General features: G+C 71.7%; 10 protein-coding genes. 5 read left to right on the forward strand and 5 right to left on the reverse strand.

What is annotated here, in order from left to right:
- Positions 1–695: 695 nt before the first annotated feature.
- On the reverse strand, positions 696–1607 hold the full coding sequence (locus tag JYK17_RS03860; protein WP_222809756.1) for an SDR family oxidoreductase: 912 nt from the start codon (positions 1605–1607) through the stop codon (positions 696–698).
- A gap of 86 nt (positions 1608–1693) precedes the next feature.
- On the opposite strand from JYK17_RS03860, the gene JYK17_RS03865 reads away from it, so the two are divergent.
- The gene (locus JYK17_RS03865; RefSeq protein WP_128801162.1) at positions 1694–2260 is read left to right on the forward strand and encodes a TetR/AcrR family transcriptional regulator; all 567 of its coding nucleotides are present in this window, start codon (positions 1694–1696) and stop codon (positions 2258–2260) included.
- Between the two features lie 194 nt (positions 2261–2454).
- On the opposite strand, the gene helR is transcribed toward JYK17_RS03865, so the two are convergent.
- A complete protein-coding gene (gene helR / locus JYK17_RS03870; protein ID WP_222809757.1) occupies positions 2455–4623 on the reverse strand; it encodes an RNA polymerase recycling motor ATPase HelR in 2169 nt (722 codons plus the stop codon).
- 316 nt (positions 4624–4939) lie between these two features.
- Here helR and JYK17_RS03875 point away from each other — a divergent pair, with 316 nt between their 5' ends.
- Together JYK17_RS03875 and JYK17_RS03880 are read left to right on the forward strand one after the other, a co-directional pair.
- Complete coding sequence (locus JYK17_RS03875) at positions 4940–5959, forward strand: aldo/keto reductase (RefSeq protein WP_222809758.1); 1020 nt, start codon at positions 4940–4942, stop codon at positions 5957–5959.
- Between the two features lie 79 nt (positions 5960–6038).
- Positions 6039–6962, forward strand: a complete 924-nt coding sequence (locus JYK17_RS03880) for an LLM class flavin-dependent oxidoreductase (protein WP_222809759.1) — start codon at positions 6039–6041, stop codon at positions 6960–6962.
- On the opposite strand, the gene JYK17_RS03885 is transcribed toward JYK17_RS03880, so the two are convergent.
- The 3 genes from JYK17_RS03885 to imuA' all read right to left on the reverse strand — a co-directional run bounded on the left by JYK17_RS03885 (position 6895) and on the right by imuA' (position 12452).
- Positions 6895–10059, reverse strand: a complete 3165-nt coding sequence (locus JYK17_RS03885) for an error-prone DNA polymerase (protein WP_222809760.1) — start codon at positions 10057–10059, stop codon at positions 6895–6897. The two genes, JYK17_RS03880 and JYK17_RS03885, sit on opposite strands and share 68 nt — an antisense overlap.
- 101 nt (positions 10060–10160) lie before the next feature.
- The gene (locus tag JYK17_RS03890; RefSeq protein ID WP_258198304.1) at positions 10161–11702 is read right to left on the reverse strand and encodes a DNA polymerase Y family protein; all 1542 of its coding nucleotides are present in this window, start codon (positions 11700–11702) and stop codon (positions 10161–10163) included.
- 6 nt (positions 11703–11708) lie between these two features.
- Positions 11709–12452 carry a DnaE2-dependent mutagenesis accessory factor ImuA' gene (gene imuA' / locus JYK17_RS03895; RefSeq protein WP_504739967.1) on the reverse strand — a complete coding sequence of 248 codons (744 nt, stop codon included), beginning with the start codon at positions 12450–12452 and terminating at the stop codon, positions 11709–11711.
- Between the two features lie 143 nt (positions 12453–12595).
- On the opposite strand from imuA', the gene JYK17_RS03900 reads away from it, so the two are divergent.
- Positions 12596–13240 (forward strand): class I SAM-dependent DNA methyltransferase, encoded by a 645-nt coding sequence (locus JYK17_RS03900; protein WP_108012388.1) that lies wholly within the window; start codon positions 12596–12598, stop codon positions 13238–13240.
- 114 nt (positions 13241–13354) lie between these two features.
- A complete protein-coding gene (locus JYK17_RS03905; RefSeq protein WP_108012389.1) occupies positions 13355–14335 on the forward strand; it encodes an alpha/beta fold hydrolase in 981 nt (326 codons plus the stop codon).
- Positions 14336–14367 lie beyond the last annotated feature (32 nt).

Genomic DNA, 14367 nt, shown 5'->3' on the forward strand with positions numbered 1-14367 from the left:
GAGCCGGATCTGTCGGAGGCCCAGTTGAGCCGGATCCGTCGGCGGCCGAGTTGAGCCTGATCCGTCGGCGGTCGAGTTGAGGTTGATCCGTCGGCGGCGGAGCTGAGCCGGATCTGTCGGAGGCCCAGTTGAGCCGGATCCGTCGGCGGCCGAGTTGAGCCTGATCCGTCGGCGGTCGAGTTGAGGTTGATCCGCTGGCGGCGGAGTTGAGCCGGATCTGTCGGAGGCCCAGCTGAGCCGGATCTGTCGGCGGTCGAGCTGCGGCCGATCCGCTGGCAGCTGAGCTGGGGCCGATCCCCCGGTGGCCGAGCGAGCCTGATCCGTCGGCGGTCGAGTTGAGCCGGACCCGCTGGCAGCTGAGCTGAGGCCGATCCTCCGATGGCCGAGCGAGTCGGATCCGCCGGCGGCCGACCTGAGCCCGGCCCGCCGCCAGCCGACCTGAGCCGACCCGCCGCTAGCCGGCCCAAGCCCGACCCGCCGACGGCCGAGCTGAAGCGGCTTCGTCGGCAGCCGAGCTGAGTCCGATCCGCCGGCGGCCGAGCGAGCCCGATCCCCCGATGGCCGAGCGAGTCGGATCCGCCGGCGGCCGACCTGAGCCCGACCCGCCGCCAGCCGACCCGAGCCCGACCCGCGGTCAGCCGAGCTGAGCCCGGCCCACCACCGGCCGAACTCGGCGCCGCCTCAGCCCTGTTGGGTCAGGCGCCCTGGAAGTAGTGGCCCTTGCCGAGGTCTTCGAGGAGGCCCGGGCCGGTCGGCTGCCAGTCGAGCAGCTCGCGGGTCAGGGTGCTCGACGCCGGGGCGTCGAGCCCGATGAACGCGCTCATCCAGGTGAAGTGCTCGGCCGCGGCGTCGGCGGCCACGGGGTGCACCGGCACATCGAGCCCGCGGCCGATCACCTCGGCCACGTCGCGGATGGCGACGCCCTCCTCCGCCACGCCGTGCAGCACCGAGCCCGCGGGTGCCTTCTCGACCGCCAGCCGGAACAGCCGCGCCGCGTCGAGACGGTGCACGGCCGGCCAGCGGTTGGCGCCGTCGCCGAGGTAGCCGGAGACACCCTTGGCACGGGCGGTGGCGACCAGGGTCGCCATGAACCCGTGGTCCCCGTCGCCGTGACACGTCGGGGAAAGCCGCACCACCGACGAGCGCACGCCGCGCGAGGCGGAGTCGAGCACCGCCAGGGACGTGGCCGCGCGGATCGAGAAGGCCGAGTCGTCGACCGTGGGCATGTCCTGCTCGGTCGCCACCTGATCCGGCTTGAGGCCGGCCAGGCCGGAGGCGAGGACGAAGGGCCGGTCGGTGCCGACCAGCGGCTCGACGAGAGCGTCGACGGCGCGGCGATCGGCCTCGGCGGCGCTCTGGAAGCTGCCGCTGAAGGCGATGTCGTGCTTGAAGGCGAGGTGGATCACCCCGTCCGACGCTGCGGCGGCGTCGGCCAGGACGTCCAGGTCGTCAACGGTGCCGCGGACCGCTTCCGCTCCGGCGGCGGTGAGTGCGGCGGCGGAGGCCTCGGAGCGGGCGAGGCCCACGACCTGGTGGCCTGCCTCGATGAGGTCGGGAACGAGCGCGGAGCCGATCCAGCCGGACGCGCCGGTCACGAAGATACGCATGGGGGAGCCCCAAACTGTCGATGTCAGTAACTGTCATCAACGCTAGCACCTGATGTCAGTCACTGCCATCGCGTAGGATCTGCTTCATGAGCAGATGGGAGCCGAACGCGCGCGAACGCCTGGCGAAAGCGGCGTTGGAGCTCTACAGCGAGCGTGGCTACGAGCGGACGACCGTGGCGGAGATCGCCAAGCAGGCCGGACTGACGGAGCGGACCTTCTTCCGGCACTACGCCGACAAGCGTGAGGTGCTGTTCGACGGTTCGAATCATTTGCAGGACCTGTTCGTGAAGGCCGTCGGCGAGGCGCCGCCGTCCGCGGCGCCGATCGACGTGGTGGCGGCCGCGCTGGAGGCGGTCTCCGAGGTGTTCGTCGACCGGCGTCCCTTCGCCCGCAAGCGCCAGGCCGTGATCACCGCAAATGCGGAACTGCGGGAACGCGAACTGATCAAGCTCGCCTCGCTGTCGGCCGCGCTCACCGAGGCGCTGCGCCTGCGTGGCATCGCGGAACCGGCCGCGAGCCTGACCGCCGAGGCGGGGATCGCCGTCTTCAGGGTCGGCTTCGAACGCTGGGTCGCTCCGGGGGAGGAGCGGCCGATGTGGCCGTTGATGCGGGAGGCGCTGGCCGCTTTGAAGGCGGTGACCGCGGGAGCCTGAGGCTCCGCGGCCCGGGTGCCATGGGTGGGTTGGTTTTCTGCCGCGTCGTTGTGGCTTGTCGCGCCGTTCCCCGCGCCCCTTTGGGGCGCGTTGAACGCCCGATGGGTGGTTGGTTTTCTGCTGCGTCGTCGTGGCTGGTCGCGCCGTTCCCTGCGCCCCTTTGGGTGGGGCGTGGGGGACGTGTCTTGGGGGGTTCAGGGGGTTGTGAGGATGGTCAGTTGTTGGGTTGCTCGGGTCATGGCGACGTAGCGGTCGACCGCTCCCTCGGTGCCCTCGCCGAACGTGTCCGGGTCGATGAGGACGACGAGGTCGAACTCCAGGCCCTTTGACAGTTCCGGGGGCAGTGAACGGACGCGGGAGGTGGCGCGGAATGTCGGGTCGCCGATGACGCAGGCGATCCCCTCGTCGTGGGCGGCGAGCCAGGTGTCGAGGACCGTGTCCAGGTCCGCGGTGGATCCGTGGGCGACGGGGACGCCGCCGGAGCGGATGGAGGTGGGGACGTTGGCATCCGGCAGTACGGCCCGGATGACCGGCTCGGCCTCCGTCATCACCTCTTCCGGGGTGCGGTAGTTGATGCTCAGGGAGGCCACGTCGATCCGGTCGAGGCCGATCCGGCCGAGCCGCTCCTGCCATGACTCCGTGAAGCCGTGCCGGGCCTGGGCGCGGTCCCCGACGATCGTGAAGCTGCGGGACGGGCAGCGCTGCAGCAGCATCTGCCACTCCGCGTCGGTCAGTTCCTGCGCCTCGTCCACCACGATGTGCGCGAACGGCCCGGCGAGCAGGTCCGGTTCGGCCACGGTCAGTGCGCTCTCGTCGACCAGGCTGACCTCGGCGTCCTGACCGCGCAGCATCATCACCAGGCCCTCGCCGTCGTCGGTGTCGGCGCCGGAGTCGGCCGCCGCCGAGATCAGGTTGTCGACGACCTGTGCCATCTGCTCGCGCTGGGCGGCCAGTACGGCCGCGTCACGGAGCTTGCGCCGGGCCTCTCGCGGGTCGCCGAGCCGCTGCCGCGCCGCGTCCAGGAGGGGCAGGTCGGACACCGTCCAGGCCTGCGGATCAGCGCGCTGCAGCCTGCGTACGTCGTCGCGGCTCAGCCAGGGAGCGCACATCCGCAGATAGGCGGGCACCGACCACAGGTCACCGACGAGATCGGCCGCTTCGAGCATCGGCCACGCCTTGTTGAGCGTCCCCACCAGCTCCTTGTCCTGCTGCAGTGCCCTGCGGAACTGTGCGGGCGAGAGGTCGTCGCCGTCGTACCTGTCCATCAGTACGGAGACCAGCTTCTCCCAGACCTGGTCGCGCGCCTCGTTGTGCGGAGTGCCCGGCTCCGGGGCTGCGAACGCCTCCGCCCAGTCGCCGGCGGTCAGCCGGATGTCGTGCCAGTCGACGGTGACCGTCGTGCCCTCGGTGGGCGGTTCCTCGTAGAACCGGACGGCCGGCTCGATGGCCTTCACCATGTCCGCGGACGACTTCAGCCGGGCCACCTCCGGGTCGGCCTCGACCCCCGCCGCGGCTCCCTCGGTGACGAGATCGCGCAGGATGCAGGTCTGCACCCCCTCCTCGCCGAGGCTGGGCAGGACGTCGGAGACGTAGGCGAGGTAGGGCCGGTGCGGGCCGACGAACAGTACGCCGCCCTTGCGGTGACCCAGGCGCGGGTCGGCGTAGAGGAGATGGGCGGTGCGGTGCAGGGCGACGACCGTCTTGCCGGTGCCGGGACCGCCGTCGACGACGAGGGCTCCGCGGGAGCCCGCCCGGATGATGGCGTCCTGGTCGGCCTGGATGGTGGCGAGCACGTCCCGCATCCGGTCCGACCGGTTCGCGCCCAGGCTGGCGATGAAGGCGGACTGGTCGTCGAGCGCGGCGCGCCCGTCCAGCCCCTCGGTGGTGAAGACCTCGTCCCAGTAGTCGCTGATCCGGCCGTCGGTCCAGCGATATCTACGCCGGCTGGCGAGACCCATGGGGTCCGCGTGGGTCGCCGCGAAGAAGGGCTCGGCCGCGGGCGAGCGCCAGTCGACCAGCAGCCGGTGGCCCTCGCTGTCGGTGAGGCCGAGGCGTCCGATGTAGAGGGGCTCGGAACCGTCCGCGCCCACGATGTGTCCGAGGCACAGGTCCAGACCGAAACGGCGCAGGGTGCGCAACCGTCCGGTCAGCCGGTGGACCTCGATGTCGCGGTCCATCGCGTGCCGGCCCAGGCCTCCGGGTGCCTTGAGCGCGGCGTCGAGGCGGTCGGACAGTTCGGCGATCGTCTGCTCCAGACACCGCGCGATGGCCGCGAAGTGCCGCTCGTCGCGGCCGATCAGCATCGGGTCGGCCTTGGCGGAGAGACGGTCGGGCAGATCGAATGCTGACAGAGACGTGCGCACTTCGAGAATCCCCCATTTTTGCAGGTAACGGCTTCGGCCTGCGATTGTGCGGCATGCCCCCGGCCTTGCCGCAAGCCCCCCTGTGCGCTATATGTTGAGAGTGGCAAGGAGTGCATGACCTCCTTGCCTTTGTTGTTTTTCCTCCCGCGGAGCCCCGCGCTGCGAACCCTCGCCGAAGCGGAGCCGTGTTCCGTCTCGCTCTTGCCAAAGCGGATCGATGCTCCGTATCGTTGTTTGCGGAACAGTGTTCCGTTTGCCCGCGAGGGCAGACCGGCCGCCCGGCCATCAAGCAATGTCGCAATGGAGGAACACGATCATGCAGTACCGCACCTTGGGCCGCACCGGTGTGCAGGTCGGCTCCCTGGCGCTCGGCGCGATGAACTTCGGCACCATCGGGCGCACCACCCAGGACGAGGCCACCGCCATCGTCGACGCCGCCCTCGAAGCCGGCGTCAACCTCATCGACACGGCGGACATGTACGGCGACGGCGAGTCGGAGGAGATGGTCGGCAAGGCGATCGCCGGTCGCCGCGACGACCTCGTGCTGGCCACGAAGGCCGGCATGCCGATGGGGGAGGAGCGCAACCACCAGGGCAGCTCGCGCCGTTGGCTGGTCACCGAACTCGACAACAGCCTGCGCCGACTCGGGGTCGACCACGTCGACCTCTACCAGATCCACCGGTGGGACCCGCGGACCGGAGACGAGGAGACGCTGTCGGCGCTGACCGACCTCCAACGCGCGGGAAAAATACGCTACTTCGGCTCCTCGACCTTCCCCGCCCACCGGATCGTGCAGGCCCAGTGGGCCGCCCGCGAGCACCATCTGAGCCGCTACGTCACCGAGCAGCCCAGCTACTCGATCCTGCAGCGCGGCATCGAGAGCCATGTCCTGCCGGTCACGGAGGAGTACGGGCTCGGCGTGCTGGTGTGGAGCCCGCTCGCGTCGGGCTGGCTGTCCGGTGCGATACGCCAGGGGAGGCAGGTCGCGAGCCATCGCTCGACGTTCATGCCGCAGCGCTTCGACCCGGCCGTTCCCGCCAACCGGGCCAGGCTCGCCGCCGTCGAGCAACTGGCCGCGGTCGCCGACGAGTCCGGCCTGACGATGATCCAGCTCGCGCTCGGCTTCGTCACCGCCCACCCGGCCGTGACCAGCGCGCTCATCGGCCCCCGCACCCTGGACCATCTGCACGCCTACCTCGCGGCCGCGGACACCGTGCTGCCCGCCGACGTACTCGACGCCGTCGACGCGATCGTCGCGCCGGGCACCGACCTCGCCGCCGACGAGAAGCACGACACCCCGCCCGCGCTGCTGGACGCGTCGCTACGACGCCGCTGACCGGGACCAGGCCGCCGAACTCCCCTTCAGAGCAGCCCCATTGAGGACATCGATCGACATCGATACGGAGCAAGCCGTCATGCCGAACCCGCCCCGACCCAGCTTCGGGATCATGACCGCACCTCAACAGGTCGACTACCAGGACGTGTTGCGCGTCTGGCGCGAGGCGGACGCCGTCCCGCAGATCGAGCACGCGTGGCTGTTCGACCACCTCATGCCGATCGCAGGTGACCCCACCGGACCGGCGTACGAAGGCTGGACCCTGCTCTCCGCGCTCGCCGCGCACACCCGGCGGCTGCGCATCGGTGTGCTGGTGACCAGCAACCGGTTCCGGCCGCCCGCCCTGCTCGCCAAGATCGCCACCACCGTCGACGTCGTTTCCGGCGGCCGGCTCGACTTCGGCATCGGTGTCGGCTCACGCCCCGGCCACCCCCTGGCCCGGCGCGAGTACGAGGCACACGGACTGCCCTTCCACGACACCGCCCACGCGGTGGGCAGCCTCGCCGAAGCGTGCACCGTGATACGGCGGTTGTGGACCGAGGGCGAACCGTTCGACTTCGACGGCGAACACGTCCGCCTCACCGGGGCGTTCGGCAACCCCAAGCCTGTTCAGCGCCCCCACCCGCCCATCCTGATCGGCGGGCGCGCCGCCGCGACCCTGCGCGTGGCCGCCGAACACGCCGACCTGTGGAACATCCCGGGCGGCGACATCGACGACGCCGCGCGCCGCAGCGCACTGCTGGACCGCTACTGCACCGAGATCGGCCGCGATCCCGCCTCGATCACCCGCTCCATCCATCTACCGGTGGACTACGACGCTCCCGGAGCCACCCGGGACGCGATCGGCGAGGCGCTCGACGCCGGCTTCGGGCACATCGTCCTTGGCCTGCCGACGCCGTACCCGGCCGAGGTCGCACGGTGGGTCGCCGCCGAACTCATCGACGCTCACGCCGCGTTCGGGGCGCCGTCGGCACCGCCAGGCTCTCTGCCCGGTGGACGATGACGTTGAAGGAGCCGTGCTCGCGCTCCACATGCCCGTCGAGCAGGACCGCCGGTGCTTCGAGCAGGACGCGGCGGCAGCGCTCCCACACGGGCGGGGAGAAGACCAGGTTCACCATCCCGGTCTCGTCCTCCAGGGCACCGAAGGCCACGCCATTCGCGGTGGGCGGGCGTTGGAGGTATTTGGCGAGTCCGCCCAGCCGTACGGGAGTCTGATCGGCCGTGGCGCGCACGACCGCGGCGGACAGGGCGCCGCGGCGCCGGAGCAGGGGCCGGACGTGGTGGACCGGATGCGTGGTCGCGCTGGCGCCGGTGGCGGCCAGGTCGGCGGTGGTCTCCTCGGCGGGGCTCATGACCGGCAGTTCGGGAGCGGGGGCGAGGGAGCCGAGGCCGGGGAGGTGGTCCTGCTGGGCGCGGGGGAAGGCACCGGCCGTCCAAAGGGCGCTGCGGCGGTGGTCGTCGAAGGGCTCGAACGCGCCCGCGGTGGCGAGCTGTTCCATCAGACGGGCCGGTAGCCGCGTACGGCGGGCGAAGTCCTCCAGGCCGGTGAACGGCCGCGCGGCACGGGCCTCGACGATGCCGCGAGCGGCGTCCTCACTCAGTCCGTTGACGCTGGTGAGGCCCCGGCGGATGGCGAACTTCCCCTCTGTTCCTTCGCGTTCGAGGGTGGCGTGCACCTGGGAGGCCCGCACGTCGGCGTTGCGCACGGTGATTCCGTGCCGCCGGGCATCCTGGATGAGGGTCTGCACGTCGTAGAAGCCCATCGGCAGGTTGGCCATGATCCCCGCGGTCAGGGCGGCCGGGTAGTGGTGCTTGATCCAGGCGGCGGCGTAGATGATGTGGGCCATCGACTGGGCGTGGCTCTCCGGGAAGCCGTAGTCGCTGAACGCCTCGATCATGGAGAGGATGTGGGCCGCGGCGGCGGGCGGGATGCCGTTCGCGGCCATGCCAGTGAGGAGCCGGTCGCGCAGCCCGGCGACCTTCTCGGGGGCGTGCTTGGCGGCCATGGCCTTGCGCAGCCGGTCCGCGTCGCCGGGGGTGAAACCGGCGCAGTCGATGGCCAGTTGCATGGCCTGTTCCTGGTAGAGAGCGACGCCGAGGGTCTTCTCCAGGGCGCGGCGGGCGAGCGGGTGGGGGTAGCCGACCGGCTCCTCGCCGCGACGGCGGCGCAGGAAGGGGTGCTTGGAGCCCGCCTGGATCGGCCCGGGGCGGATGATCGAGGCGGCGATGGCGAGGTCGTTGAAGGTCTTCGGGCGCAACTGGGGGAGCGTGCTGATCTGTGCGCGGGATTCCACCTGGAAGACGCCGATCGTGTCGGCGCGGGCGATCATGTCGTAGACGTCGGGGTCGTCGGGCGGGATCGAGGTCAGGTCCAGGCGTACGCCGTGGTGTTCGGCGATCAGGTCGCAGGCGGTGTGCAGGGCGCCGAGGGTGCCGAGGCCGAGCAGATCGATCTTGATCAACCCGGCGGCGGCCACGTCGTCCTTGTCGCCCTGCAGCACCGAGCGGCCCTCGGCGGTGGCCCACTCCACCGGCATCACCTCGGCGAGCGGCTGCCGGGTGAGCACCATGCCGCCGACGTGGATGCCCATGTGCCGTGGCAGCGTGTGGAGTTGGGCGGCGAGTTCGCGTACGTCCGCGGGCAGGTCGACGTCGGGGCCGGGCGGGCCGTGGTCGATGTGCCGGGTCATCTCACGGATCTGCGCGGCCGGGTGGCCCAGCACTCTGGCCGCGTCGTGGACCGACAGCCTCGGCTGGTAGGTGATGACGTTCGCGACCTGAGCGGCGTGATCGCGGCCGTAGCGCTCGTAGACGTACTGGATGACCTCCTCGCGGCGGCCGGCCTCGAAGTCGATGTCGATGTCCGGAGGTCCGGCCTTCTCGACGGACAGGAAGCGCTCGAAGAGCAGGCCGTTCCTGAGGGCGTCGACCGCGGTGATGTTCAGGACGTAGCAGACCACGCTGCTGGCGGCGGAGCCGCGGCCCTGGCACCAGATGCCGCGGCCGATCGCGAACTGGACGATGTCGTGGACGATGAGGAAGTAGCCGGCCATGTCCAGCTCGGCGATCACGTCGAGTTCGTGGTCGAGCTGCCGCCATGCCGCGCGGGCCTCGGCCGCGCCGTCGTCGCGGTCCCCGTACCGTGCGGCGCAGGCCCGTTCGGCGAGATAGCGCAGCCAGCTGTCCTCGGTGAACCCGGCCGGGGTGGGAAAGCCGGGCAGTTGGGGCCGCAGCCCGCCGAGGTCGATCACACAGGAGCGGCCGAGTTCGACGGTGGTCTCCAGGACGCCGGGGTGGCGGGCGAGCGCCTGTCGCATCTCGGCGTACGACCGCAGGTGCGCGGTCGGGGCCGGCATCAGATGGCCGACGGCACGGTCCAGGGTCTCGCGACGGCGCAGCGCGGCGACCGCCTGGGCGAGACGGGCCTGGTGCGGGGCGGCGTAGTGGACGGCTCCGGTCGCCACCACCGGGAGGCCGAGACGGCGGGCGGCGACGGCCATGACGTCGTTGGCGACCGAGTCCTGCGGCAGATGGTGGTCGACGAGTTCGGCGTACACGCTGCCGCTTCCGAAGACGTCGGTCAGGCGTTGCAGCCGGTGCGCGACCGCGCTCACGTCGCACCGCTCCGTGCCGGGCGCGGGGCAGCCGGGCAGCACCGCCCAGTGACCGCTGCTCGCGGCCGTGGACAGTGCGTGCAGGTCATGGACGGGGGCGGTCTTGGCGCCGGCCAGCTGCCCGGCGCTGATGGCCGCCGAAAGAAGCCGGAAACCCTCCAGGGTGCGGGCCAGGACGACGGGTGTGCCCAACTCCGGCTCACTCAGGGTCAGTTCGGCGCCGTACACGGTACCGATCCCAGCCGGTCCCGCGGCCTCGGCCAGCCGACGCGCACCGTAGAGGCCGTCGCGGTCGGTCAGGGCCAGCACCGACACGCCCAACCGGGCCGCCTCGGCGACGAGTTCGGCGGGCTGGGCGGCGCCCTGAAGGAAGGAGAAGGCGCTGTGGACGTGGAGTTCGGTCCAGCCCGGGTCGTTCGGTGGGGGCGGAGGTGGTGTGCGGGAGGCGGTGGGCAGGCGTAGGACGTCGGCGTGGTGGTCAGCCATGGTGGCTCCGCCGGGCGGTGGTGCTGTTCGGCAACGACCGGTGCGGGGCGGTGAGTTCGGTGTGGCGGGGCTTGCGGCCGTCGGCAACCGTGGCCCTCTGGTCAGCCATAGTGTGCCTCCGCCCACCAACGGCCGTGTTCGACGACCAGGAGCCAGGCGCGGCCGTCGGTGGTGACGATCTGCATGCGGGCGATACGGCGGGAACGGTCGCGGTCCCACCACCACTCCAGTACCGGCCAGGGCCCCGCCCAGCCCTCGACCGCCGTGTCGCCGTAGCCCTCCACGGCGAGACGGGCCGGAGCGGCGGACAGGACCATGCGGCCGGAGACAGCCACTCGCTGTCCGCCCGCGTCGGTGAGTTCGGCCGGCAGCCAGTTCGGGAAGACCGTGGCCGGGTGAGGGGCGGGCAGCCGACCCGGCCACGGGCCGTCGGGCGGACGCGATCCGTTGTCGACGTCGCCGAACGGGACGAGGCGGACCTGATCCGCCGGACCCCGGCCGCCGCCCAACTCGACGCGCACCACCGCCTGGTGGCCGAGCATCGCCTGCACCCGTGCGGCCGCCCGCTCGACCTCCTCCGGGGTCTGGCGCTCGCCGAACAGTGCGCTCTGGCGTCCGGTGGCCGTCGTCAGCTGCTCGGGGCGCAGCGCCAGGCGGACGATGCCCTGCTCGCCCCCGGTGTCGAGCAGCCCCGCGTCCGCCCAGGCCTGCAGTACGCCTCGCACCCGCTCGGCGACCGCGAGCGCGGACAGCCGGCCCTCATGGCGGAAGATCCTCGACAGGGTGCGGCCGTCGGCGAGTTCCACGACGGCCTCCAGCCGGGCGCACACCACCCCGGCCGCGGTCAGCCGCTCATGGAGTTGCTCGGCGCTCGCCTTCGCCGCGAACACGACCGGTTCGAGGAGGTGCGCGACCGGCTCGAAGGCGTACGCCACCGTGTGCGCGTCCGTGTCGGCCCGCACGGTCAACGGGCGGTCGTGGCGGCCGCGCGCGGTGCGGTGGACGGCGATGCCCTCGGCGCCGAAGCGGGCCAGGACCTTGGCCTCGGGCAGCGCCGCGTACGCGCCGACCGTGCGGATACCGAGCCGCTCCAGCAGCTCCGCCAGCCTGGGTACGCCCAGTACCCCCAGCGGGTACGGGGCGAGCCAGGCCGCCTCGCCGCCGACGGGGACGATCTGCCCGGTGCGGGCGGCGAGCGCCGCCGCGAAGACCGAGTCGGCGACGCCCGTGCGCGCCGGGAGACCCATCTCGCCGAGCGCCGCGACCAGACGGTCCGCGAGCTGTGGTTCGCCTCCCCAGTACCGGGAGGGGCCACGGGCGGGCGCGGCGATCAGGCCGGGCCGGATCACTTCGAGGCGCGGCATGACGGTGCCCTCGATGTGGCGGACGGCGGGCTCGAAGACCCGTATCTCCGCGGCGAGATCCCGTTCCACCACCCGCAGCCGCGCACACCGGGATTGGGCGACCCGCACCCGCATCCGCCGCCGAACCCCGGCCGCCCGCGCGGCAGCCGAGCAGGCCACGACCTCGTCGCGATGGACGACGGCCACGGGATCGGCGGGGCCGCCGATCCCGGCGGGCCCGGTACCGGCCGCGAGAACCGGGAAGTCGGGCACCCAGCCCACGATGACCCTGCTGCCCACCGCCGCTCACCCCACCACGCGCAGAAACGGCGACTCACGACGGGTGCGCTCGGAACCGTCTGCCGCGGCGGCATTTGATACGTGCAGTTCCGTGGCTCCGTCCAGGGCTGCCACGGGTTCGTCGGTACTGAGCGCAGGAACCACGTGTCTGCCCGCCCCGGGCACCGCGGCCACCAGCCCATCGGCCCCCGGCAACCACATCTCCGCGTACCGCGCGACGGCAGCCGCACCGCGACCGGCCGCCGCCACCCGCACACGCCGTCCACGCAGCAGTCCGTGTCCGCCGCCGATGCCCTCCCAGGCGGCGGAGACGACCCTCATCCGGACCTCGGCGCCCTGCCAGGAGTCGGCGGCGAGCAGCACCGATCCGCTGCGTCGCAGTACGGCGGCCAGACGGCGGGCGATCCGGTCGGGCACCGGCGCGAGACGGCCCACCAGCACCACGGGCACGGCCTCCGCCACGGTGGCGAGAACCTGCGCCCACTGGCGCCCCGGATCGTCGATCCGCATCCCGCCCGCCAGCTCCAGCCCGGCAGACTGCGCCGCCAGCGCCCCCATCTGTGGCAGGCCCACCGCCGCCCAACCAACCGAGCCACCGGATGCCTCGGCGGCGAGCGCCAGCAACAGAGGCATGTCCCCACCTGCACTGACCGCCGTACCGGGACGGATACGCCCCTGCGGCAACAGAGCCTTCAGCGGCGACGCATACGCCGACTCGGCAGGACCGCCCCTTGCTTCCACGCTCGCCACCGGTCTTGCAGACATGCCTAGATATTCGAGCATTAGTTCGAGTGAATCAAGTCGGCGAGAGGAGAGCGATACGACTTCGCGCATTGGCACACACCCGGTTGACCAGGTTCGTCACCCCGATCACTCGACTACCGTGTCGCGCCATGAACACGGACGGCTGGCTGGCGGACACCCGGACCTCGTACGACACGGTCGCGGTCGACTACGCCGACCAGATACGCGGGGCTCTGGCCGAGAAGCCGTACCTTCGGGCGACGCTGACGTTGTTCGCAGACCTGGTCCACGCCACCGGCGGCGGGCCGGTGGCGGACGTGGGCTGCGGACCCGGACATGTCACGGCTCACCTGAACGACCTGGGCGTGGATGCCTTCGGCATCGACCTTTCCCCCGCGATGATCGACGTCGCGCGCAGCGACCACCCTCACCTGCGGTTCGAAGTGGGCTCCATGACGGACCTCGCCCTCCCCGACGCTTCTGTCGCCGGTCTGCTCGCCTTCTGGTCGCTGATCCACATCCCCGACGACGCCGTCCCTGCGGTCTTCAGACACTTCCGGCGAGTGCTGTGCCCCGGCGGACCGCTCCTGCTCGGCTTTCACGTCGGCGACGAGTCGAGGCTGAAGACGCAGGGCTACGGCGGTCACCCGATGAACGTGTACGTCCACCGCCGCCGGCCTGACAAAGTGGCAGCCTGGCTGCGCGATGCCGGGTTCACGGTCGAGGCACAAACCCTGCTCGACCCCTACGACGGCGTCCCGGGAGCGATCCTCTTCGCCCGCCGCCAGTCCTGAGGCCGGTTTGCCGAATCGGCAAACGATCTCGTGCTCCCCGCGGGCGCTTCCGCATGATCGGGAGTGGGCCCGCTGAGTCGGACTGGCCGGCTGAGAGGTCCTGGAGGAGGACGTATGGTGCAGCACGCCGCGGAGGTCACCCACCGGACGGTTGCCACGCCGGCAGGCCGGATTCATCTTGTGGAGCAGGGCAGCGGGCCGCTGGTGCTGTTCGTGCACGGGTTTCCGGAGTCCTGGTACTCGTGGCGCCGTCAGCTGCCGGCGCTCGCGGAGGCGGGGTACCGCGCCGTCGCCCTCGACGTCCGCGGCTACGGCCGCTCCTCGAAGCCGGCCGCGACGGAGGCGTACCGGATGCTGGACCTGGTCGAGGACAACGTCGCCGTGGTGCACGCCCTCGGCGAGGAATCCGCGGTGATCGTCGGCCACGACTGGGGGGCCACCATCGCCGCGAACTCCGCCCTGCTCAGTCCCGAGGTCTTCCGGGCCGTGGGACTGCTGAGCGTTCCCTACACCCCGCGCGGCGGGCCCCGCCCCAGCGACATCTTCGCGCGGATGGGCGGGGAAGAGGAGTTCTACGTCTCCTACTTCCAGAAGCCCGGCCGCGCCGAGGCCGAGATCGAACCCGACGTACGCGGCTGGCTCGCGGGCTTCTACGCCGCCCTGTCCGCCGACACCATGCCGGCGCCCGGAGCGCCCGATCCGCACTTCGTCGCCAAGGGCGGGAAGCTGCGCGACCGGTTCCCCGCCGGACGGCTGCCCGCATGGCTCGGCGAGAGCGAACTCGACGTCTACGCGGGCGAGTTCGAACGCACCGGCCTCACCGGCGCGCTCAACCGCTACCGGAACATGGATCGCGACTGGGAGGACCTCGCCGCCTACGACGGCGCCCCGATCACCCAGCCCTCCCTGTTCGCCGGCGGGAGCCTGGACGCGTCCACGACCTGGCTGGCGGACGCGATCGAGGCGTATCCGGTCACGCTGCCGGGTCTGGTGTCCTCCCATCTCCTCGACGGCTGCGGCCACTGGATCCAGCAGGAGCGTCCCGACGAGATCAACCGTCTCCTGACAGAGTGGCTTGCCGCCCTGCCCGCCTGAACTTCCGGCCCCGCAGAGGGGCGACGACGCCG

The sequence above is a fragment of the Streptomyces plumbidurans genome (assembly GCF_019857225.1).
In the GTDB taxonomy this organism is placed as follows: Bacteria; Actinomycetota; Actinomycetes; order Streptomycetales; family Streptomycetaceae; genus Streptomyces; species Streptomyces plumbidurans.